Source organism: Streptococcus oralis subsp. oralis (assembly GCF_002096595.1).
In the GTDB taxonomy this organism is placed as follows: domain Bacteria; phylum Bacillota; class Bacilli; order Lactobacillales; family Streptococcaceae; genus Streptococcus; species Streptococcus oralis_D.
This window is the reverse complement of record NZ_NCUR01000010.1, coordinates 574,590-595,833: the sequence shown is the minus strand read 5'-3', so window position 1 is coordinate 595,833 and position 21,244 is coordinate 574,590. Positions and strand designations below refer to the sequence as shown.

General features: G+C 42.3%; 19 protein-coding genes, 2 tRNA genes and 1 other RNA gene. 19 read left to right on the top strand and 3 right to left on the bottom strand.

Annotated features, from left to right (window positions below):
• Positions 1-15: 15 nt before the first annotated feature.
• Positions 16-627 carry a peptide deformylase gene (gene def, locus B7714_RS07355; RefSeq protein ID WP_001272958.1) on the bottom strand — a complete coding sequence of 204 codons (612 nt, stop codon included), beginning with the start codon at positions 625-627 and terminating at the stop codon, positions 16-18.
• 156 nt (positions 628-783) lie between these two features.
• Here def and B7714_RS07350 point away from each other — a divergent pair, with 156 nt between their 5' ends.
• The 6 genes from B7714_RS07350 (at position 784) to B7714_RS07325 (ending at position 5,195) form a co-directional block, all read left to right on the top strand.
• Positions 784-2,103, top strand: coding sequence for a CapA family protein (locus B7714_RS07350; protein WP_080978798.1), 1,320 nt, complete (start codon positions 784-786; stop codon positions 2,101-2,103).
• 23 nt (positions 2,104-2,126) lie between these two features.
• Positions 2,127-2,954: an HAD family hydrolase gene (locus tag B7714_RS07345; protein WP_000152917.1), complete on the top strand. Its 828-nt coding sequence runs from the start codon at positions 2,127-2,129 to the stop codon at positions 2,952-2,954.
• A gap of 1 nt (position 2,955) precedes the next feature.
• Entirely contained in the window at positions 2,956-3,591 is a 636-nt protein-coding gene (locus B7714_RS07340) for an SGNH/GDSL hydrolase family protein (RefSeq protein WP_084860117.1), read from the top strand.
• 58 nt (positions 3,592-3,649) lie between these two features.
• Positions 3,650-3,997, top strand: a transfer-messenger RNA (tmRNA) gene (gene ssrA / locus B7714_RS07335).
• Between the two features lie 71 nt (positions 3,998-4,068).
• A tRNA-Ser gene (locus tag B7714_RS07330) sits at positions 4,069-4,156 on the top strand.
• 79 nt (positions 4,157-4,235) lie between these two features.
• Entirely contained in the window at positions 4,236-5,195 is a 960-nt protein-coding gene (locus B7714_RS07325; protein ID WP_000721422.1) for a hypothetical protein, read from the top strand.
• 192 nt (positions 5,196-5,387) lie between these two features.
• Here the strand turns inward: B7714_RS07325 and B7714_RS07320 are convergent.
• Positions 5,388-5,475, bottom strand: a tRNA-Ser gene (locus tag B7714_RS07320).
• A gap of 161 nt (positions 5,476-5,636) precedes the next feature.
• Here B7714_RS07320 and B7714_RS07315 point away from each other — a divergent pair.
• The 4 genes from B7714_RS07315 to B7714_RS07300 all read left to right on the top strand — a co-directional run bounded on the left by B7714_RS07315 (position 5,637) and on the right by B7714_RS07300 (position 11,627).
• Positions 5,637-6,377 carry a DeoR/GlpR family DNA-binding transcription regulator gene (locus B7714_RS07315; protein WP_084860116.1) on the top strand — a complete coding sequence of 247 codons (741 nt, stop codon included), beginning with the start codon at positions 5,637-5,639 and terminating at the stop codon, positions 6,375-6,377.
• Entirely contained in the window at positions 6,374-7,285 is a 912-nt protein-coding gene (gene pfkB / locus B7714_RS07310; protein ID WP_084860115.1) for a 1-phosphofructokinase, read from the top strand. The genes B7714_RS07315 and pfkB overlap by 4 nt, the downstream gene beginning before the upstream one ends.
• The gene (locus tag B7714_RS07305) at positions 7,282-9,234 is read left to right on the top strand and encodes a PTS fructose transporter subunit IIABC (RefSeq protein WP_084860114.1); all 1,953 of its coding nucleotides are present in this window, start codon (positions 7,282-7,284) and stop codon (positions 9,232-9,234) included. Before pfkB ends, B7714_RS07305 begins: the two co-directional genes overlap by 4 nt.
• 86 nt (positions 9,235-9,320) lie before the next feature.
• Complete coding sequence (locus B7714_RS07300) at positions 9,321-11,627, top strand: DNA translocase FtsK (protein ID WP_084860113.1); 2,307 nt, start codon at positions 9,321-9,323, stop codon at positions 11,625-11,627.
• Between the two features lie 46 nt (positions 11,628-11,673).
• Here the strand turns inward: B7714_RS07300 and B7714_RS07295 are convergent, their stop codons facing one another.
• Positions 11,674-12,102, bottom strand: coding sequence for a DUF6556 family protein (locus B7714_RS07295; protein ID WP_061408890.1), 429 nt, complete (start codon positions 12,100-12,102; stop codon positions 11,674-11,676).
• A gap of 137 nt (positions 12,103-12,239) precedes the next feature.
• Between B7714_RS07295 and B7714_RS07290 the strand changes: the two genes are divergently transcribed.
• The 9 genes from B7714_RS07290 to B7714_RS07250 all read left to right on the top strand — a co-directional run bounded on the left by B7714_RS07290 (position 12,240) and on the right by B7714_RS07250 (position 21,215).
• Positions 12,240-13,382, top strand: a complete 1,143-nt coding sequence (locus B7714_RS07290) for a cysteine desulfurase family protein (RefSeq protein ID WP_084860112.1) — start codon at positions 12,240-12,242, stop codon at positions 13,380-13,382.
• An 8-nt stretch (positions 13,383-13,390) separates the two neighbouring features.
• Positions 13,391-14,605, top strand: coding sequence for a tRNA uracil 4-sulfurtransferase ThiI (gene thiI, locus B7714_RS07285; protein WP_084860111.1), 1,215 nt, complete (start codon positions 13,391-13,393; stop codon positions 14,603-14,605).
• Between the two features lie 136 nt (positions 14,606-14,741).
• Positions 14,742-15,566 (top strand): alpha/beta hydrolase, encoded by an 825-nt coding sequence (locus tag B7714_RS07280; protein WP_049537346.1) that lies wholly within the window; start codon positions 14,742-14,744, stop codon positions 15,564-15,566.
• Positions 15,567-15,586: 20 nt separating this feature from the next.
• Entirely contained in the window at positions 15,587-16,327 is a 741-nt protein-coding gene (locus B7714_RS07275; RefSeq protein ID WP_042902431.1) for an esterase family protein, read from the top strand.
• Positions 16,328-16,339: 12 nt separating this feature from the next.
• Positions 16,340-17,506: an ATP-grasp domain-containing protein gene (locus B7714_RS07270; protein WP_084860110.1), complete on the top strand. Its 1,167-nt coding sequence runs from the start codon at positions 16,340-16,342 to the stop codon at positions 17,504-17,506.
• A 157-nt stretch (positions 17,507-17,663) separates the two neighbouring features.
• Positions 17,664-18,533 (top strand): aquaglyceroporin Gla, encoded by an 870-nt coding sequence (gene gla, locus B7714_RS07265; protein ID WP_084860109.1) that lies wholly within the window; start codon positions 17,664-17,666, stop codon positions 18,531-18,533.
• 110 nt (positions 18,534-18,643) lie between these two features.
• Positions 18,644-19,369, top strand: coding sequence for a CppA N-terminal domain-containing protein (locus tag B7714_RS07260; RefSeq protein ID WP_084860108.1), 726 nt, complete (start codon positions 18,644-18,646; stop codon positions 19,367-19,369).
• Positions 19,366-20,325: a serine hydrolase domain-containing protein gene (locus B7714_RS07255; protein WP_084860107.1), complete on the top strand. Its 960-nt coding sequence runs from the start codon at positions 19,366-19,368 to the stop codon at positions 20,323-20,325. The genes B7714_RS07260 and B7714_RS07255 overlap by 4 nt, the downstream gene beginning before the upstream one ends.
• A complete protein-coding gene (locus B7714_RS07250; RefSeq protein WP_084860106.1) occupies positions 20,310-21,215 on the top strand; it encodes a DMT family transporter in 906 nt (301 codons plus the stop codon). Before B7714_RS07255 ends, B7714_RS07250 begins: the two co-directional genes overlap by 16 nt.
• Positions 21,216-21,244: the final 29 nt, after the last annotated feature.

Here is a 21,244-nt window from a genome sequence, read left to right as displayed (position 1 = left end):
GCAACGGGATTTTCTTTATTCCAGAATCAGTAAACCATCTTTAACAGCAAATGGATCTTTTTCATTGATACGATCGTAAAACATGATTCCGTTTAGATGATCAATTTCATGTTGGACAACGATAGAGTTGTAACCTTTGAGCTTGATACGGTGTTTTTCGCCGTCCTTGTCAAAGTAATCAACAGTGACGCGGGCATGGCGAATAACATAGCCAGGTACGTTTCGGTCAACAGAAAGGCAACCTTCTCCTTCGCCAAGAGCAGCATCTTGAACAGAGTGAGATACGATTTTTGGATTGTACATAACAGCTTGCAAGTCGTAGGCTTCCTGTGGAGTTTCACCTTCTTCCACAATATTGGGAACTAAAACAGCGATAATGCGTTTTGAGATATCCAGCTGGGGAGCGGCCAATCCAACTCCACCGCGGAGCCCCATCTTTTCAGCCATAACAGGATCTTGAGAATGTTTGAGGAATTGCATCATCTTTTCGCCAAGGATGATTTCCTGGTCAGACAGTGGGAAAGTGACTTCCTCAGCAACTGCGCGAAGAGTTGGATTCCCCTCGCGGATAATATCGTTCATATCAATTAAGTGAGCAGCTTTTGTAATACGTTCTATTGCAGACATTTTCTCTCCTTTCATTACCTCTACATGATAACACAAAATAGGCGAGAAAGAAAGTCGCAGAAGTTCCTAAAAAATAATATAATAAACGGTATTCCTCTTTTGTCTGTGGTATAATAAAAGAAAAGACTTGCACCAAAAAGCAAGGGGGGAATAAAGATGGAAAAGCGACAAGATAGACGGTCTCAGGACTCTCTTTATGGGGTGTGGAGAACTAGTGTGGATTTCTTTCGGAATTATAAATCCTGGACCAATGCCCAGTTTATTATTGTGTTATTGCTTGCAGTTGCCTTATCCATGGGGGGAAACTTATTAGTTCGAGCAGTACAAGGTAGTAAGGGAACGAGTCCTAGTAATCAAACTCTTGATTCTGCAAGTACTTCCAGTCAATCCAAGGAAAATCAGTCTGGTGAAACGACGGCACGTATCATGGCAAATGGTGACCTTCTCTACCATATCCCCATCTACCGAACAGCTCTTAAAGAAGATGGAACCTATGATTTCCATGAAAATTTTGAGTATGTAAAACCTTGGCTCAAGCAAGCTGATTTAGTAATTGGTGACTTTGAAGGAACGGTGAACAAGGACCACTATTTGGCAGGTTATCCTCTCTTTAATGCACCAGGGGAAGTCATGGATGCAATCAAGGATGCAGGCTACCAAGTTCTAGACTTGGCTCATAATCACATTTTGGATTCTCAAATTGAGGGAGTGGTTTCAACAGCTCAAGCTATTGAAAAGGCAGGAATGACACCCATCGGAGTCTACACACATGAATCCCGTGACCAAGCCCCTATAGTCATCAAGGAAGTCAATGGTATCAAGGTAGCTCTCCTGGCCTATTCCTACGGTTTTAATGGCATTGAGCAGTATATCTCTCAAGAGGACTATAATCGCTATCTTTCTGATCTGAATGAAGATAAGATGAAGGCAGAAATCGAGCGTGCTGAGAAGGAAGCAGATATTACTGTTATTATGCCTCAGATGGGAATTGAGTACCAGCTAGAACCAACGGAAGAACAGAAAACACTGTACCATAAGATGATTGACTGGGGAGCCGATATTATCTTTGGAGGGCACCCTCACGTCGTTGAACCTGCTGAAACAGTTGAAAAAGATGGTGACAAAAAACTGATCATCTACTCCATGGGGAATTTCCTCTCAAATCAACGCATTGAAACCATGCAAGATGAGGAAAATGCCAAGTGGACGGAGCGCGGTGTTCTCATGGATGTAACCATTAAGAAAAAAGATGGCAAGACTAGGATTGAAACGGCAAAGGCACATCCGACATGGGTCAATCGAACACCCAAAGGGACTTACTCTCCAGAAGGCTATCCGCTCTTCCTCTATCAGACCTATATCCTAGAGGACTTCATCGAGGGAGGCAGTCACCGTGACAAGTTGGACGAGGCGACCAAGGAACGAATTGACACGGCCTATAAAGAAATGAATGAACATGTAGGGTTGAAGTGGTAGACGCTCACTCTAAAGGAGATATGATGACGATTAAATTAATTGCAACAGACATGGATGGAACCTTGCTAGACCCGAGAGGGCAGCTAGATCTACCCCGCTTGGAAAAGATCTTAGATCAGCTGGATCAAAGGGATATCCGTTTTGTCATTGCGACGGGGAATGAAGTTCACCGTATGAGGCAATTACTAGAACACTTGGCGAGTAGAGTAGTTCTGGTCGTTGCCAATGGGGCGCGTATTTTTGAAAACAATAAACTGATTCAAGCGCAGACCTGGGATGATGCTATGGTTGACACGGCTTTAGTTCATTTTAAAGGGAGAGAGTGCCGAGATCAGTTTGTCGTAACAGGTATGAAGGGTGGTTTTGTCAAGAAAGGGACTGTTTTTACAGACCTAGAAAAATTTATGACACCAGAGATGATTGAAAAATTTTATCAACGAATGAATTTTGTGGAAGACTTGCAAGCTGACCTCTTCGGTGGAGTGTTAAAGATGAGTATGGTTGTTGGTGAAGAACGCTCTAGTTCTGTTTTGCAGGAAATCAATGATCTCTTTAATGGTCATATAAGAGCCGTTTCTAGCGGTTATGGGTGTATTGACATCCTCCAAACTGGTATTCACAAGGCATGGGGATTGGAAGAATTACTCAAGCGCTGGAATTTGAAATCGGAACAAATCATGGCCTTTGGTGATAGTGAAAACGATGTCGAAATGTTAGAACTGGCTGGAATTGGCTATGCCATGGAAAATGCAGCTGATGAGGTCAAGGCAGTTGCGACTGCCCTAGCACCAGCTAACAGCCAGGCAGGTGTTTATCAGGTTCTAGAAAATTGGTTAGAGAAAGAGGGATAAGGTGGCAGTACAGTTATTAGAGAATTGGCTCTTAAAGGAGCAGGAAAAGATTCAAACCAAGTATCGTGAATTGAATCAAGTTTCTGTTCTAGAGCCAGATATTATCTTTATTGGTGATTCGATTGTGGAGTGTTACCCTCTTCAAGAGTTGTTTGGGGCTGCCAAGACGATTGTTAATCGTGGAATCCGAGGCTACCAGACGAGATTGTTATTAGAGAATTTGGATGCCCATCTTTATGGTGATGCTGTGGATCAAATTGTTCTCTTAATTGGTATAAATGATATTGGAAAAGATATTCCCATAAATGAAGCCTTGGATAATCTTGAACGTGTAATCCAATCGATTGCCCGAGAATATCCGCTGTCACAAATAAAGCTCCTTTCCATTTTGCCAGTCAATGAAGGAGAAGAATACAAGCAGACAGTATATATTCGTACCAATGAAAAGATCAAGGAATGGAATCAAGCCTATAAGGCTCTAGCCTCCGCCTATATGCAAGTAGATTTTCTACCAATTTATGATAGTTTGACTGATTCAGAAGGACAACTCCAATCAGCCTATACAACGGATGGCCTCCATCTAAGTGTAGCGGGTTATCAAGCCTTATCAGATGCTTTGAAAACGTATCTGTTCTAAAGAATGGGCTTGATTTTGCATTTTTTATGAAGATAGGTTATAATAGTTCTAACATCCTGGGGTCGTTACGGATTCGACAGGCATTATGAGGCATATTTTGCAACCCGTGTGGCGACGTAAACGCTCAGTTAAATATAACTGCAAAAAATAACACTTCTTACGCTCTAGCTGCCTAAAAACCAGCAGGCGTGACCCGATTTGGATTGCTCGTGTTCAATGACAGGTCTTATGATTAGCGAGATACGATCAAGCCTTGTCTAGTGGTTTGATAAGAGATTGATAGACTCGCAGTTCCTAGGTTTGAGTTATGTGTCGAGGAGCTGTTAAAATAATACATAACCTATGGTTGTAGACAAATATGTTGGCAGGTGTTTGGACGTGGGTTCGACTCCCACCGGCTCCATTATGAACAGGTATACAGTAGGTTTTTTCCAAATTGTATCCTTTGTTGTATCCTATTTATTCTAGTGTGTTAGTGGAGAATTACTCAAGAGGCTGAAGAGGACGGTTTGCTAAATCGTTAGGTCGGGTAACTGGCGCGGGGGTTCGAATCCCCCATTCTCCGTTAGATAAACCCAGTGTTTTTCTAAACAACTATCCTTGGGGGTAGTCTCCAAGAGTAAATTTTCATAATGAGGTGAAACATGAAAAAGATCAAGTTACTAAGTATCTTAGCACTTTCGACGGTTGTCTTGGGTGCATGTTCTGTATTTTCTAATCAGTCATCTGAAGCTTCTTCTGATAACAAGGAGAATACGGAACAAGTTGAGAAGAAGGATGAAGCAGCAGAAGTTAAAGAAAAAGTTACAAAAGATGCTGAAATTCTCCTAGACTCTGTTCTCACTAGCGACTCTGCTCGATTTAAGAAGATTTATGGCGACACTTATGAAAAATGGACTGAGGCAGTATTTGCTGTACAAACAAGTGAAAAAATCAAAGAAGAAGGTCTTTCACCTGCATCTACCTATTCAGTACAATGGCACAAAGATTTCCCTGTTGAAACTCCAGAAGAAACCATTTCAGGTTTCTTGAAGATGAGACGTAGATTATATCAAGATATCGGTTCTTACACTGTTAAAGACGTGAAGGTTGATGAATCAGGAAATACAGCGACTGTTACTTTCAATTCTAAGAAGTTACACTCTAAAGGATTGGCTTCATCTACAAGGGAAGTTCTCACTACTCTTATTGGAGGTGTTGATAACCTAGGTAAATACAATCAAGCTGGTTCAAACGTTGACATCAAGCGTTACCAAACATTGGTTTCTTACTGGATTTTTGAGCATCTATTCAAGAAAGATTTCTCAACCTACAGTGACGTTGACCCTAACTTAGCTCATACACCTTTCACTACTGGTGATTTTGATACTGAAATCAAATTAACAAAGGATAAGGATGGAAACTGGCTGATTTCTCAAGAAGATTACCGTACTTTGGCGACAGAGTTGCTTGATGATACAGAAGGTTATGATAAAATTGTCCGTAAAAACTCAACTAAGTCTAATGATAAATCAACAGACAAGTCTTCAGATAAATCTTCAAACAAATCCACTGATAAATCAACAGACAAATCTTCAGATAAAAAAGATAAAAGCAATATCTAATCACAAGATTTAGAAGAAAAACAAGTAGTCTTAATAAACTACTTGTTTTTTTATGAAATCAAAGTGATTCTAGGATAGGGCAGGATACAGAAAAATGTGGTGTGATAGTTAGAGTAACTCAGCCTTTCATTTCTAGATATTGTTCTTAGAACGATAAAAAACTGCATTGAGGTGCAGTTTTTCTTTTTTCTACGGAAGACATGGGATTCGAACCCACGCACGCTGTTACACGCCTACCGCGTTTCCAACACGGCCTCTTAAGCCTCTTGAGTAATCTTCCAATACTTACTCAAATAGTCTACCATAAAGCCACTTATCTTGCAATAAAAATTTTGGAAATAAGAAAAATGACAGAATTTGAAAGAAAGTGACAAAAAATGCTTGACTTTGGTGGAGAATGTGCTAGAATGAATAGTGTAAACGATAACAGGAGGTGGTTTGGTGTTAAAAACTGAGCGGAAGCAACTGATTTTAGAGGAGTTAAATCAACATCATGTAGTTTCCCTAGAAAAATTGGTTAGTCTATTAGAAACATCAGAATCGACAGTACGAAGAGATTTGGACGAATTGGAGGCGGAAAACAAGCTTCGCCGTGTGCATGGTGGAGCAGAACTACCTCACTCCTTGCAGGAGGAAGAAACCATCCAAGAAAAATCTGTCAAAAACCTTCAAGAGAAGAAGCTGCTGGCTCAAAAAGCAGCATCTCTTATTAAGGAAAAAGATGTCATCTTTATTGATGCTGGAACGACAACTGCTTTTTTAATCAAGGAATTGGTTAATAAGAATATCACAGTTGTGACCAACTCCATTCATCATGCGGTTCAGTTGGTTGAAAAACAGATTCCAACAGTCATGGTTGGAGGAAGTGTCAAGATGGCAACAGATGCATGTATCGGTGGTGTTGCTCTTAATCAAATCAATCAATTGCACTTTGACCGTGCCTTTATCGGGATGAATGGTGTCGACGATGGTTATTATACGACTCCAGATATGGAAGAGGGAGCTGTGAAACGTGCTATTTTGGAGAATGCCAAACAAACCTATGTATTGGCCGATTCGTCTAAGATTGGTCAAACTTGCTTTGCCAAGGTAGCACCACTTAAACGCGCTATTGTCATCACAAGTCAAGGGCATGAGCTCTTGCAGGCTATTAAGAAGAAAACGGAGGTAATAGAGGTATGATTTATACAGTCACACTCAATCCATCCATTGACTATATCGTTCGCTTGAACCAAGTTCAAGTCGGCAGTGTCAATCGTATGGACAGTGATGATAAGTTTGCTGGTGGGAAAGGAATCAATGTTAGCCGTGTTTTGAAGCGCTTGGATATTCCTAATACTGCGACTGGATTTATAGGAGGATTTACTGGTAAATTTATCACAGGTACCCTTTCAGAGGAAGAAATCGAAACTCGTTTTGTCCAAGTAGCAGAAGATACTCGCATCAATGTCAAGATTAAAGCAGACCAAGAAACAGAAATCAACGGGACTGGTCCAAATGTGGAACCGACTCAGCTAGAAGAGTTGAAAGCTATTTTGTCTAGTTTGACTGCAGAAGATACGGTGGTTTTTGCAGGTTCAAGTGCTAAAAATCTAGGTAATGTTATCTACAAAGATTTGATTGCCTTGACACGCCAGACTGGTGCGCAAGTGGTTTGTGATTTTGAAGGACAGACCTTGATTGATAGTTTAGACTACCAGCCACTTTTGGTTAAACCAAACAATCACGAGCTTGGAGCTATCTTTGGAGTGAAACTCGAAAGTTTAGATGAAATCGAGAACTATGCTCGAGAATTGTTAGCTAAAGGTGCTCAAAACGTCATTATCTCCATGGCTGGTGACGGTGCCCTTCTTGTCACATCTGAGGGAGCATACTTCGCTAAACCAATCAAGGGAACAGTCAAAAATTCAGTCGGGGCTGGTGACTCTATGGTTGCTGGGTTTACAGGTGAATTTGTCAAATCTAAAGACGCAGTAGAGGCCTTCAAATGGGGAGTAGCTTGTGGAACAGCAACTACCTTCTCGGATGACTTGGCAACAGCGGAATTTATTAAAGAAACATATGAAAAAGTTGAGGTAGAAAAACGATGAAAATTCAAGACCTATTGAGAAAAGATGTCATGTTGCTGGATTTACAGGCAACAGAAAAGACAGCTGTCATCGAAGAGATGATTAAAAGTTTGGTAGATCGCGGTTATGTGACGGATTTTGAAACCTTTAAAGAAGGGATCTTAGCGCGTGAAGCTCTCACTTCTACTGGTTTGGGTGACGGAATTGCTATGCCTCACAGCAAAAATTCTGCTGTCAAAGAAGCAACGGTTCTCTTTGCTAAGTCAAACAAGGGTGTTGACTATGAGAGCTTGGATGGGCAACCAACAGACCTCTTCTTCATGATTGCAGCTCCAGAAGGTGCCAATGATACTCACTTGGCAGCCTTGGCAGAATTGTCTCAATACTTGATGAAAGATGGTTTCGCTGACAAACTTCGTCAAGTAACATCTGCCGATCAAGTTATCGAACTATTTAACCAAGCTTCAGAAAAAGCTGAGGAGCCTGTTCAAGCACCTGCTAATGACTCTGGCGATTTTATCGTAGCTGTTACAGCTTGTACGACAGGTATTGCCCACACTTACATGGCTCAAGAAGCCCTTCAAAAAGTGGCTGCTGAAATGGGTGTTGGTATCAAGGTTGAAACCAATGGTGCTAGCGGTGTTGGGAACCAATTGACTGCGGAAGACATCCGCAAGGCTAAAGCCGTTATCATTGCTGCTGACAAGGCTGTTGAGATGGATCGTTTCGATGGGAAACCATTGATCAATCGTCCAGTTGCAGACGGTATCCGTAAGACAGAAGAGTTGATTAACTTGGCTCTTTCAGGAGATGCTGAAATCTACCGTGCTGCTAATGGAGCAAAAGCTGCAACAGCATCTAATGAAAAACAAAGCCTTGGTGGTGCCTTCTACAAACACTTGATGAGTGGTGTATCACAAATGTTGCCATTTGTTATTGGTGGTGGTATCATGATTGCCCTTGCTTTCTTGATCGACGGAGCTTTTGGTGTGCCACAGGATAGTCTTGGCAATCTCGGATCCTACCGTGAGCTAGCTTCCATGTTCATGAAAATTGGTGGAGCAGCCTTTGGCTTGATGCTTCCAGTTTTTGCAGGATACGTTGCCTACTCTATCGCTGAAAAACCAGGTTTGGTTGCTGGTTTTGTGGCTGGTGCTATTGCTAAAGAAGGTTTTGCCTTTGGTAAAATCCCTTATGCAGCAGGTGGTGAAGCAACTTCAACTCTTGCAGGTGTCTCATCTGGTTTCCTAGGTGCCCTTGTTGGTGGATTTATCGCAGGTGCTTTAGTTCTTGCCATCAAGAAATACGTTAAAGTTCCTCGTTCACTTGAAGGTGCTAAATCAATCCTTCTCTTGCCACTTCTTGGAACAATCTTGACAGGATTTGTCATGCTAGCTGTTAACATCCCGATGGCAGAAATCAACACTGCTATGAATAACTTCTTAGGCGGTCTTGGAGGAGGTTCAACTGTCCTTCTAGGTATCGTTCTTGGTGGAATGATGGCTGTCGACATGGGTGGACCAGTCAATAAAGCTGCCTATGTCTTTGGTACAGGTACGCTTGCAGCAACTGTTTCTTCAGGTGGTTCTGTAGCTATGGCGGCTGTTATGGCTGGAGGAATGGTTCCACCACTTGCTATCTTTGTTGCAACCCTTCTTTTCAAAGATAAATTTACCAAAGAAGAACGTAACTCTGGTTTGACAAACATTATCATGGGCTTGTCATTTATCACTGAGGGAGCGATTCCATTTGGTGCTGCAGACCCAGCTCGTGCGATACCAAGCTTTATCCTTGGTTCAGCAGTAACAGGAGGACTCGTTGGTCTTGCAGGTATCAAACTCATGGCACCACACGGAGGAATCTTCGTTATCGCCCTAACTTCAAATGCCCTTCTCTACCTTGCCTTTGTTTTGGTTGGTGCAATTGTAAGTGGTGTGGTTTATGGTTACCTACGCAAACCACAAGCATAAAAAGGATTAGAATAGAAAGATTGTTACCATTTGGTGCAATCTTTTTCTCTATTCGAAATGGCTGTGAAATATGGTATAATAGAAGAATGGCAAACAAGAATACTACAAAAACAAGACGAAGACCGTCTAAAGCAGAACTTGAAAGAAAACAGGCTATTCAGAGGATGTTGATTTCCTTAGGAATTGCCTTATTGTTGATTATTGCAGCCCTCAAACTCGGTGCGGCAGGTGTCACTCTTTACAATCTCATTCGACTGGTGGTTGGAAGTTTGGCCTATGTGGTCATTGGTGCCCTTCTTATTTATCTTTTTCTATTTAAATGGATACGCAAGCAAGAGGGACTTCTGTCAGGATTTCTTTGTATCTTCGCTGGATTACTCTTAATTTTTGAGGCCTATCTTGTCTGGAAATTTGGCTTGGAGAAGGCAGTTCTAAAAGGGACATTGTCTCAAGTTATGACGGACCTTACTGGCATGCGGGTGACTAGTTTTGCTGGTGGAGGCCTGCTTGGTGTTGGACTCTATATCCCCATATCCTTTCTTTTCTCCAATATCGGATCGTACTTTATTGGAGTTCTCTTGATTCTAGTTGGGGCACTCTTGGTTAGTCCCTGGTCTATTTATGATGTCGCAGCCTTTATTGGAGCTCAGTTCAGATCCTTCATGGAAAAACAGGAACAGAGAAAACAGGAACGCTTCATCAAGAGAGAAGAAGAGAAGGCTCGCCAAGAAGCTGAAGAAGCTGCCAGAATTCAGAGAGAACAAGAAGAAAAGGATGCGCTACCGCTTCCTCCTGTAGATCCTGAAACTGGAGAAATCTTATCTGAAGTACCAGACTACGATTTCCCACCAATTCCTGAGGAAGAATGGATTGAACCGGAGATTATTCTCCCTCAAACTGACTTTGACGTTTCAGATGTGGAAGAAGATTTTGAAGATGAAGAGGTGCAGGTTGATTTTTCTGCCAAGGAAGCCCTCGAATACAAGCTGCCAAGCTTGCAACTCTTTGCGCCAGATAAACCCAAAGATCAATCCAAGGAAAAGAAGATTGTTCGAGAAAATATCAAAATCCTAGAAGAAACCTTTGCCAGCTTTGGTATCAAGGTGACAGTAGAACGGGCTGAAATTGGACCATCAGTTACCAAGTATGAAGTCAAACCAGCAGTCGGTGTACGGGTTAACCGCATTTCCAATCTAGCAGACGACTTAGCGCTAGCTCTAGCAGCTAAGGATGTTCGGATAGAGGCTCCAATCCCTGGTAAATCCTTAGTCGGAATTGAGGTTCCTAACTCTGAGATTGCGACTGTTTCCTTCCGTGAACTCTGGGAACAGTCTCAGACTAAACCAGAAAATCTCCTCGAAATCCCTCTAGGTAAGGCTGTCAATGGAACTGCTCGCACCTTTGACCTTTCCAAGATGCCCCACCTACTTGTTGCAGGTTCGACGGGATCCGGAAAGTCAGTCGCAGTTAATGGTATTATCGCTAGCATTCTGATGAAAGCAAGACCCGACCAGGTCAAGTTTATGATGGTCGATCCTAAGATGGTTGAGTTATCGGTTTACAATGACATTCCTCACCTCTTGATTCCAGTTGTGACCAATCCACGCAAGGCCAGCAAGGCTCTGCAAAAGGTTGTGGATGAGATGGAAAACCGTTATGAACTCTTCGCTAAGGTTGGTGTGCGAAATATCGCTGGTTACAATGCCAAGGTCGAAGAATTCAATGCTCAGTCTGAGTATAAACAAGTACCCCTGCCTTTGATTGTTGTTATTGTGGACGAGTTGGCTGACCTTATGATGGTGGCCAGCAAGGAAGTGGAAGATGCCATCATCCGTCTCGGACAGAAGGCACGTGCTGCAGGGATTCATATGATTCTCGCAACGCAGCGCCCATCGGTTGATGTCATTTCTGGTCTCATCAAGGCCAATGTTCCATCCCGAGTGGCATTTGCAGTTTCATCGGGAACAGATTCACGAACTATCTTGGATGAGAATGGCGCTGAAAAACTGCTTGGTCGAGGAGACATGCTCTTTAAACCAATCGATGAGAATCACCCAGTTCGTCTGCAAGGATCCTTTATCTCGGATGATGATGTTGAACGTATCGTAAACTTCATCAAGGCGCAGGCTGATGCGGACTATGATGATAGCTTTGATCCAGGAGACGTCCCAGATAATGAGGGAGATTTCTCTGACGGTGAAGCTGGTGGCGATCCGCTTTTTGAGGAAGCCAAGGCTCTGGTTATCGAGACCCAGAAAGCTAGTGCTTCTATGATTCAGCGTCGTTTGTCGGTTGGATTTAACCGTGCGACCCGCCTTATGGAAGAACTTGAAATGGCAGGTGTCATAGGCCCAGCTGAAGGAACCAAACCACGAAAAGTATTGCAACAATAAAAAAAAATAGCTTCTTTCCAAATCTGGAGGGAAGCTATTTTAGTGGTTACTGGTTTGTTTTAGTTTCAGAACTTGTCGTATTTGACTGTGTTCCGTTATCGCTTGTTTCTTTATTTGTAGCAGGTGTAGAAGAGTCCTGAGTTGTTGTTTTCTGTTCTTCTTTTTTCTCCTCTTTCTTGTTGGATTGGGAAGTTTCTTCTTGCGGAGTATTTTCTTTAGTAGAAGTGTTGTCCTTGTTAGGAGTAGTATTCTCCTGAGGAGATTCCTTTTGGATTTCTTTGACGACAGTTGTTTGAGTTGTGGTCGGTTCCTTTTTGTTGTTTTTGTTATTATCCATGGCGTTCATGATAGTGATAGTAGCGGTAATCAGACCAAGGATACTACCGATGGTAGCAATCGTTTTTTGAAAGACAGTAAATCCTTTTTTAATGTGTTCAGTTTTTGATTTATTAGAAGTTCTACGATAGTTAGACATGATACTCTCCTTTGATTATGATTTATTATACCTCATTTCTTTAAAAAAATCTTAAAAAAAGAGAAACTTCCCTTTCTTGTCGCAGGTCTCTTTTCGTGATACAATAGAAGGAGTGATTTTAGAAAGCGTGAGAAAACATGATCTACTTTGATAATTCGGCGACGACCAAGCCTTACCCTGAAGCACTAGAGACCTACATGCAGGTCGCTTCGAAAATTGTAGGAAATCCGTCTAGCCTCCATCGTTTGGGCGACCAAGCAACACGAATTTTAGATGCTTCCCGGCAGCAGATTGCAGATTTAATCGGCAAGAAAAGTGATGAAATCTTCTTTACCTCTGGCGGAACAGAAGGGGATAACTGGGTCATCAAGGGTGTGGCCTTTGAAAAAGCCCAGTTTGGCAAGCACATCATCGTATCAGCTATTGAGCATCCAGCAGTCAAGGAGTCAGCCCTATGGCTGAAAAGTCAAGGTTTTGAGGTGGATATTGCCCCAGTTGATGAGAAAGGATTTGTAGATGTCAAGGCTCTAGCAAGCTTGATTCGATCTGATACGACCCTCGTTTCCATCATGGCAGTTAACAATGAAATCGGCTCTATCCAGCCTATTCAAGCTATTTCAGAACTTTTAGCTGATAAACCAACCATTTCCTTTCACGTTGATGCAGTTCAAGCACTTGCTAAAATTCCAACTGAAAAGTATCTGACGAATCGAGTGGATTTTGCCACCTTCTCGAGTCATAAGTTCCACGGTGTTAGAGGTGTCGGCTTTGTCTATATCAAGTCTGGCAAGAAGATTACACCTCTGTTGACTGGTGGTGGTCAAGAGGGAGACTATCGTTCGACAACTGAGAATGTGGCAGGGATCGCTGCAACAGCCAAGGCCCTCCGTTTGTCTATGGAAAAATTAGCTATCTTTGCTAGCAGGACAGGGCAGATGAAGGCAGTCATTCGTCAAGCCCTTCTGGATTATCCAGATATTTTTGTCTTTTCAGATGAGGAAGACTTTGCCCCTCATATCCTGACTTTTGGGATTAAGGGTGTTCGTGGAGAAGTCATCGTTCACGCCTTTGAAGACTATGATATTTTCATTTCCACAACCTCTGCTTGTTCGTCCAAGGCAGGAAAACCTGCAGGTACCTTGATTGCCATGGGAGTGGACAAGGATAAGGCCCAGTCAGCTGTGCGTCTAAGCCTAGATCTGGAAAATGATATGAGTCAGGTTGAGCAGTTCTTGACCAAGCTAAAATTAATTTACAATCAAACTAGAAAAGTAAGATAGGAGCATTTATGCAGTATTCAGAAATTATGATTCGTTACGGAGAATTGTCAACCAAGCACAAAAATCGTATGCGTTTCATCAATAAACTTCGTAATAATATTTCGGACGTTTTGTCCATCTATCCTCAAGTTAAGGTAACCGCAGATCGCGACCGTGCCCACGCTTACCTCAATGGAGCTGATTATACAGCAGTAGCAGAATCTCTCAAACAAGTCTTTGGAATTCAAAACTTTTCTCCCGTATATAAGGTTGAAAAGTCTGTAGAAGTTCTTAAATCTGCTGTCCAAGAGATTATGAAAGCTATCTACAAGGAGGGCATGACCTTTAAAATCACTAGTAAGCGAAGCGATCACAACTTCGAATTGGATAGTCGTGAACTCAATCAAACTCTTGGCGGTGCTGTTTTTGAGGCTATTCCAAACGTGCAAGCTCAGATGAAAAATCCAGATATTAATCTTCAGGTTGAGATTCGCGAGGAGGCTGCCTATCTTTCCTATGAAACCTTTCGTGGAGCAGGAGGATTACCTGTGGGAAGTTCCGGTAAAGGCATGCTCATGTTGTCAGGAGGAATTGATTCACCCGTGGCAGGTTATCTAGCTCTTAAACGAGGGGTAGATATTGAGGCGGTTCACTTTGCCAGTCCGCCATACACGAGTCCTGGTGCCCTTAAAAAAGCTCAAGATTTGACTCGAAAATTGACCAAGTTTGGTGGCAATATCCAATTTATCGAAGTGCCTTTCACTGAGATTCAAGAAGAAATCAAGGCTAAGGCGCCAGAAGCCTACCTTATGACCTTGACCCGTCGTTTTATGATGCGCATTACCGACCGTATTCGTGAGGTACGAAATGGTTTAGTTATCATTAATGGGGAAAGTCTTGGTCAAGTAGCTAGCCAGACCTTGGAAAGCATGCAGACTATCAACGCTGTGACTTGCACTCCAATCATTCGTCCTGTGGTTACGATGGACAAGTTGGAAATCATTGATATTGCGCAGGAAATCGATACCTTTGAAATTTCAATCCAACCTTTTGAAGACTGCTGTACTATTTTTGCGCCTGATCGTCCTAAGACCAATCCTAAGATAGAGAATGCTGAGCAGTATGAAAAACGGATGGATGTTGAAGGATTGGTTGAGCGATCAGTAGCTGGTATCATGGTTACTGAGATTACACCTCAAGCTGAAAAAGACGCTGTCGATGAGTTAATTGATAATCTCCTCTAATCAGAAAAACCAGAAGAATTTAGAATATTAAATGAAAAAAGTTAGTTATTTATCCTTAAAATGGACAATTACTGACTTTTTTTCTATTTTTATGGTATAATGAGATAAAATTTTGAATATAGAGAGTTTTCTGACAATGAATCATTCCTACTTTTACTTAAAAATGAAAGAACACAAACTCAAGGTTCCTTATACAGGAAAAGAGCGTCGAGTGCGTGTTCTTCTGCCTAAGGACTACGAGAAAGACACAGACCGTTTTTACCCTGTTGTTTATTTTCATGATGGGCAAAATGTCTTTTACAGCAAGGAGTCCTATATCGGACACTCTTGGAAGATTATTCCAGCCATTAAGCGAAACCCTGACATCAGTCGCATGATTGTTGTAGCCATTGACAATGATGGTTTGGGGCGGATGCATGAGTACGCGGCTTGGAAGTTCCAAGAATCTCCTATTCCAGGCCAGCAGTTTGGCGGTAAGGGCGTGGAGTATGCTGAGTTTGTCATGGAAGTGGTCAAGCCTTTTATCGATGAAACCTACCGTACCAAAGCTGATCGCCAGCACACGGCTATGATTGGTTCGTCACTTGGAGGCAATATCACCCAGTTTATCGGATTAGAGTACCAAGACCGAATTGGTTGTCTGGGTGTCTTTTCATCTGCTAACTGGCTTCATCAAGAAGCCTTTAACCGCTACATCGAGCGTAAGAAACTGTCGCCTGAACAGCGCATTTTTATCTATGTTGGAACGGAAGAAGCGGATGATACGGACAAGACCCTGATGGCTGGTAATATCAAGCAAGCCTATATCGACTCGTCGCTTCGTTATTATCATGATTTGATTGCAGGTGGAGTAGGCTTGGATAATCTTGTCTTGAAAGTTCAGTCTGGTGCTATCCATAGTGAGATTCCATGGTCGGAAAATCTGCCAGACTGTCTCCGATTTTTTGCAGAGAAATGGTAAGTTAGGAAAGGAGAAAGCTAATGCACATTGAAAACCTTAGCCACTGGAGTGGCCACCTCAACCGTGAAATGTATCTCAACCGTTATGGACATGCTGGGATTCCAGTTGTGGTTTTTGCTTCATCTGGAGGCAGTCACAATGAATACTATGATTTTGGCATGATTGATGCCTGTGCTTCCTTTATCGAAGAAGGCCGTGTCCAATTCTTTACCCTCTCCAGTGTGGACAGTGAGAGCTGGTTGGCCACTTGGAAAAATGGTCATGACCAGGCGGAGATGCACCGCGCCTACGAACGCTACGTGATTGAGGAGGCCATTCCTTTTATCAAGCATAAGACAGGTTGGTTTGATGGCATGATGACGACAGGTTGCTCGATGGGGGCCTACCATGCACTCAATTTCTTTCTCCAGCATCCAGATGTCTTTACCAAGGTGATTGCCCTCAGCGGTGTTTACGACGCACGTTTCTTCGTTGGCGATTACTACAATGATGATGCTATTTACCAAAACTCGCCAGTAGATTATATCTGGAATCAAAACGACGGCTGGTTTATCGATCGTTACCGTCAGGCAGAAATCGTCGTTTGCACGGGTCTCGGTGCCTGGGAACAAGATGGTCTGCCATCTTTCTACAAGCTCAAAGAAGCCTTTGACCAGAAACAAATTCCAGCCTGGTTTGCTGAATGGGGACACGATGTCGCCCACGACTGGGAATGGTGGCGTAAACAAATGCCTTATTTTCTTGGACACTTGTATCTATAAAAGGAGTTGCCTATGAATTACCTTGTTATTTCTCCCTACTATCCGCAAAACTTCCAACAATTTACCATCGAGTTAGCTAATAAAGGCATCACCGTTTTGGGAATTGGTCAGGAGCCCTACGAACAACTAGATGAACCTTTGCGCAATAGCCTAACCGAGTATTTCCGTGTAGATAATCTTGAAAACATAGACGAAGTCAAGCGTGCTGTTGCCTTTCTGTTCTACAAGCATGGACCAATCGACCGCATCGAGTCCCACAATGAATACTGGCTTGAGCTGGACGCAATACTCAGAGAACAATTCAATGTTTTTGGTGCCAAACCGGAGGATCTCAAAAAGACCAAGTTTAAGTCTGAGATGAAGAAACTTTTCAAAAAAGCAGGTGTCCCTGTGGTACCTGGAGCTGTTATCCAGACGGAAGCAGATGTGGATAAAGCAGTGAACGAAATCGGTCTACCAATGATTGCCAAACCTGATAATGGAGTGGGAGCTGCAGCCACCTTTAAGCTTGAGACAGAAGACGATGTAAATCACTTCAAGGCTGAGTGGGACCGGTCAACCGTTTATTTCTTTGAGAAATTTGTCACTTCTAGTGAAATCTGTACCTTTGACGGGCTTGTGGACAAGGATGGCAATATCGTCTTTTCAACGACTTTCGATTATGCCCATACACCACTTGATCTCATGATTTATAAGATGGACAATTCTTACTATGTGCTTAAGGACATGGATCCTAAGCTGCGCAAGTATGGTGAGGCCATAGTCAAAGAATTTGGAATGAGAGAACGCTTTTTCCATATCGAGTTTTTCCGTGACGGGGACGACTACATTGCCATTGAGTACAATAACCGTCCTGCAGGTGGCTTTACCATTGATGTTTATAACTTCGCTCACTCCTTGGATCTCTACCGAGGTTATGCGGCGATTGTTGCAGGTGAAGAGTTCCCAGCATCAGAGTTTGAGCCCCAGTATTGCTTGGCAACTTCACGTCGTGCCAATGCCGACTATGTTTATTCAGAAGAGGACCTTCTTACCAAATACAGCCAGCAATTCAAGGTCAAAAAAATCATGCCAGCAGCCTTTGCAGAGCTACAAGGGGACTACCTTTATATGCTGACTACTCCGAGTCGCCAAGAGATGGAGCAGATGATTGCAGACTTTGGCAAGCGTCAAGAATAACGATTAGGATGAAAGGAGTTTGACTTCTTTTGTCTTTTTCTTAAAGATAAGTTAAATAAAGCGTTTTCCATAGATTCTTTTAGAAAAGATATTGCTAAAAGGCCTAAAAATTGATAGAATAAGGATTGTCTAAAAAAATTTAAGGAGAATCTATCAAATGGATTTTACATGGGCTATTAAATATGCCACAGAATTCTTGGGAACTGCTATTTTGATCATTCTTGGTAATGGTGCAGTTGCTAACGTTGAACTTAAAGGTACGAAAGGTCACCAAAGTGGCTGGCTAGTTATCGCAGTTGGTTATGGTATGGGGGTTATGATCCCAGCCTTGATGTTTGGTAATGTATCAGGAAACCACATCAACCCAGCTTTCACTCTTGGACTTGCTGTTAGTGGTCTTTTCTCTTGGGAGCAAGTACCATTTTACATCATAGCACAAGTTTTGGGAGCAATCTTCGGTCAAGCTTTGGTTGTAGCGACTCACCGTCCTTACTACTTGAAAACAGAAAACCCTAACAATATCTTGGGTACCTTCTCAACGATTTCAAGCATCGACCACGGTACAAAAGAATCACGTTTTGCAGCTACTGTTAACGGCTTCCTCAATGAGTTTGTAGGTTCATTTGTTCTTTTCTTTGCAGCACTTGGTTTGACTAAAAACTTCTTTGGAGCTGAGGTTCTTCAATACATGAAACAAATGGCTACTCAAGCTGGACAAACTGTTGATTTAAGTGAATTGGCAGTGAAAGCTCAAGTAGCTCCACATACAGCTGCTGGGATCTCAGTTGCGCACTTGGCACTTGGTTTCCTAGTAATGGCCTTGGTAACTTCACTCGGTGGACCTACTGGACCTGGTTTGAACCCAGCTCGTGACTTCGGACCACGTCTTCTTCACGAACTCCTTCCAAAATCAGTTCTTGGTCAACACAAGGGTGATTCAAAATGGTGGTATGCATGGGTTCCAGTTGTAGCTCCAATTGCAGCGGGTATTGCAGCAGTAGCACTATTCAAACTACTTTACCTATAAGAAATGAAACTGGGGAATCCCAGTTTTTTTCTTGTAAAATTTCTAAATAAAATAGATATGACTTGTAAAATATTCGAAAATCCTTTAAAATAAAAGAGTTGGAGGAATTTATGAATGTGAATGAGATTGTTCGGATCGTTCCGACTTTGAAAGTTAATAATCGAAAATTAAATGAAAGATTTTACATTGAAACCCTGGGGATGAAACCTTTGCTGGAAGAGTCTGCCTTTCTTTCATTAGGCGACCAGACGGGTACGGAGAGATTGATTTTAGAAGAGTCTCCAAGCATGCGAACACGCAGAGTTGAAGGACTTAAGAAGCTAGCTAGACTCTTGATAAAGGTTGAAAATCCCTCTGAAATCGAGGCCCTTCTTTCTCAGATGAAGTCTCTTCCTCGTCTATTTAAAGGAAACCGAGGGTATGCTTTTGAGATTGTTTCACCTGAAGAGGATGTGATCCTTGTTCATGCGGAAAATGATGTAAGAGATCTGGTTCCACTGGAAACTGTTCCTGAATTTTATTCAAATACAAGTATAAAATACGTGAGCCAATTTGAGGTTTCTATGGAGTTGCGTTTGCCTGAAGGGACAGAGAGTTTACTTGATCCTGAAGGAGTAGCGCCAGTAATTACCTTTACTAAAGGGCAAGGACCAGATTTGGCTGTTGAAAACAATGTCACTTGGGACCTGACGATGTTAAAATTTTTAGTAAAGAATTTTGATCTAACCAGTCTTCGTCAGAAATTTGAAAAGACAGGCTACTTTGTCCCTAAGTCTGAAAAATTCTTCCTTGGTAAAGATACCAATAACATTGAATTGTGGTTTGAAGAAGCATGAAGTTGGGAAAAATTCTAAGAAAAATAGAAAATCAAATCGAGGCAGGGATTTATCCCGGGGCCTCTTTTGCGTATTATAAGGATGGTGAATGGAAAGAGTCTTATCTAGGTTTGAGTGATCCAGAACGAGACTTGAAGGTAGAAAGTGGTTTGGTTTATGATTTGGCAAGTGTGAGTAAGGTCGTGGGAGTGGGGACGGTTTTGACCTTCTTGTGGCAGCAGAGCAAATTCGATATTGAGCGACCGGTGACGGATTTTTTACCGGAGTGTGATTATCCTGATATCACTATACGGCAACTTCTGACTCATGCCACAGACTTGGATCCCTTTATTCCCAACCGAGACAAGTTAAGTGCAGAGGAATTGAGAGAAGCCATGTTTCACCTCAACAGACGAAATCAGCCAGCCTTCCTATACTCGGACGTTCACTTTTTACTCTTGGGCTTTCTTTTGGAAAAAATTTTTAACCAAGACTTGGATCAGATTATAGAAGAACAAGTTTTGGGACCATGGGGGATGAAGGAAACGATGTTTGGTCCTGTTGAGCAAGCTGTACCAACAGTGAGAGGAGTAGAGGCCGGAATCATTCACGATCCTAAAGCCCGTCTATTAGGGATACACGCAGGAAGTGCTGGTTTGTTTTCGACTGTTAAGGATCTGCAAATCTTTCTGGAACATTATTTGAAAGATGATTTTGCAGCAGATTTGACTCGAGATTTTTCTCCTTTAGATGATAAGGAGCGGTCTCTATCATGGAATCTGGAAGGAGCTTGGCTCGACCATACGGGTTATACAGGTACCTTCATTATGTGGAATCGGGAGAAGCAGGAAGCGGCTATCTTTCTATCCAATCGAACGTATGAGAAGGATGAGCGTGCCCAGTGGATAGTCGATCGAAACCAAGTGATGGAAATGATTCGTCAAGAGGAGTGGGAAGAAGTATGTCAAAAACCGTAAAAGGAACTCTGTATACAGTAGTGGCAGGGATTGCTTGGGGCTTGTCTGGAACCAGTGGCCAATACCTAATGGCACACGGGATTTCTGCTTTAGTCTTGACCAATTTGCGACTTATCATTGCAGGCTTGGCACTAGTAATCTTATCCTATGCGACTTCAAAGGATAAACTCTATGCTTTTTTAAAAGACAGAAAAAGTCTACTATCTCTGTTGCTATTTGCAGTTTTTGGACTTTTCTTAAACCAGTTTGCCTATCTTTCTGCCATTCAGGAAACCAATGCTGGAACGGCGACAGTTCTCCAGTATGTATGCCCCGTTGGGATTTTGGTCTATACCTGTATGAAAGATAAGGTAGCTCCGACACTGGCTGAGATTATTTCGATTGGATTGGCTATAGGAGGAACTTTTCTGATCGCGACGCATGGAAAAGTCGACCAGTTGTCTGTCACACCTGCTGGACTTTTCTGGGGCCTTTTTTCAGCCTTGACCTATGCCCTCTATATCATCCTTCCTATTGCTTTGATTAAGAAGTGGGGCAGTATTTTGGTGATTGGTGTCGGGATGGTTATTTCTGGTGTAGTGACTCTTCCCTTTACAGAAGTCTTACGGGCTAGCATACCAACCAGCTTAGATTTTCTCTTTGCATTTGCTGGGATTATCATCATCGGAACGGTCTTTGCATATACAGCTTTCTTAAAGGGAGCTAGTCTGATAGGCCCTGTTAAGTCTAGTTTATTGGCTTCCATAGAGCCAATTTCTGCCGTTTTCTTTGCCTTTCTGATTATGAAGGAACAGTTTTATGCGATTGATTTTGTCGGTATGGCTATGATTTTACTAGCCGTGACCATTATTTCATTGAAAGATTTACTGCTGGAAATAAAGAGTAAGTAATTAAAAAATCCACTCAATCGAGTGGATTT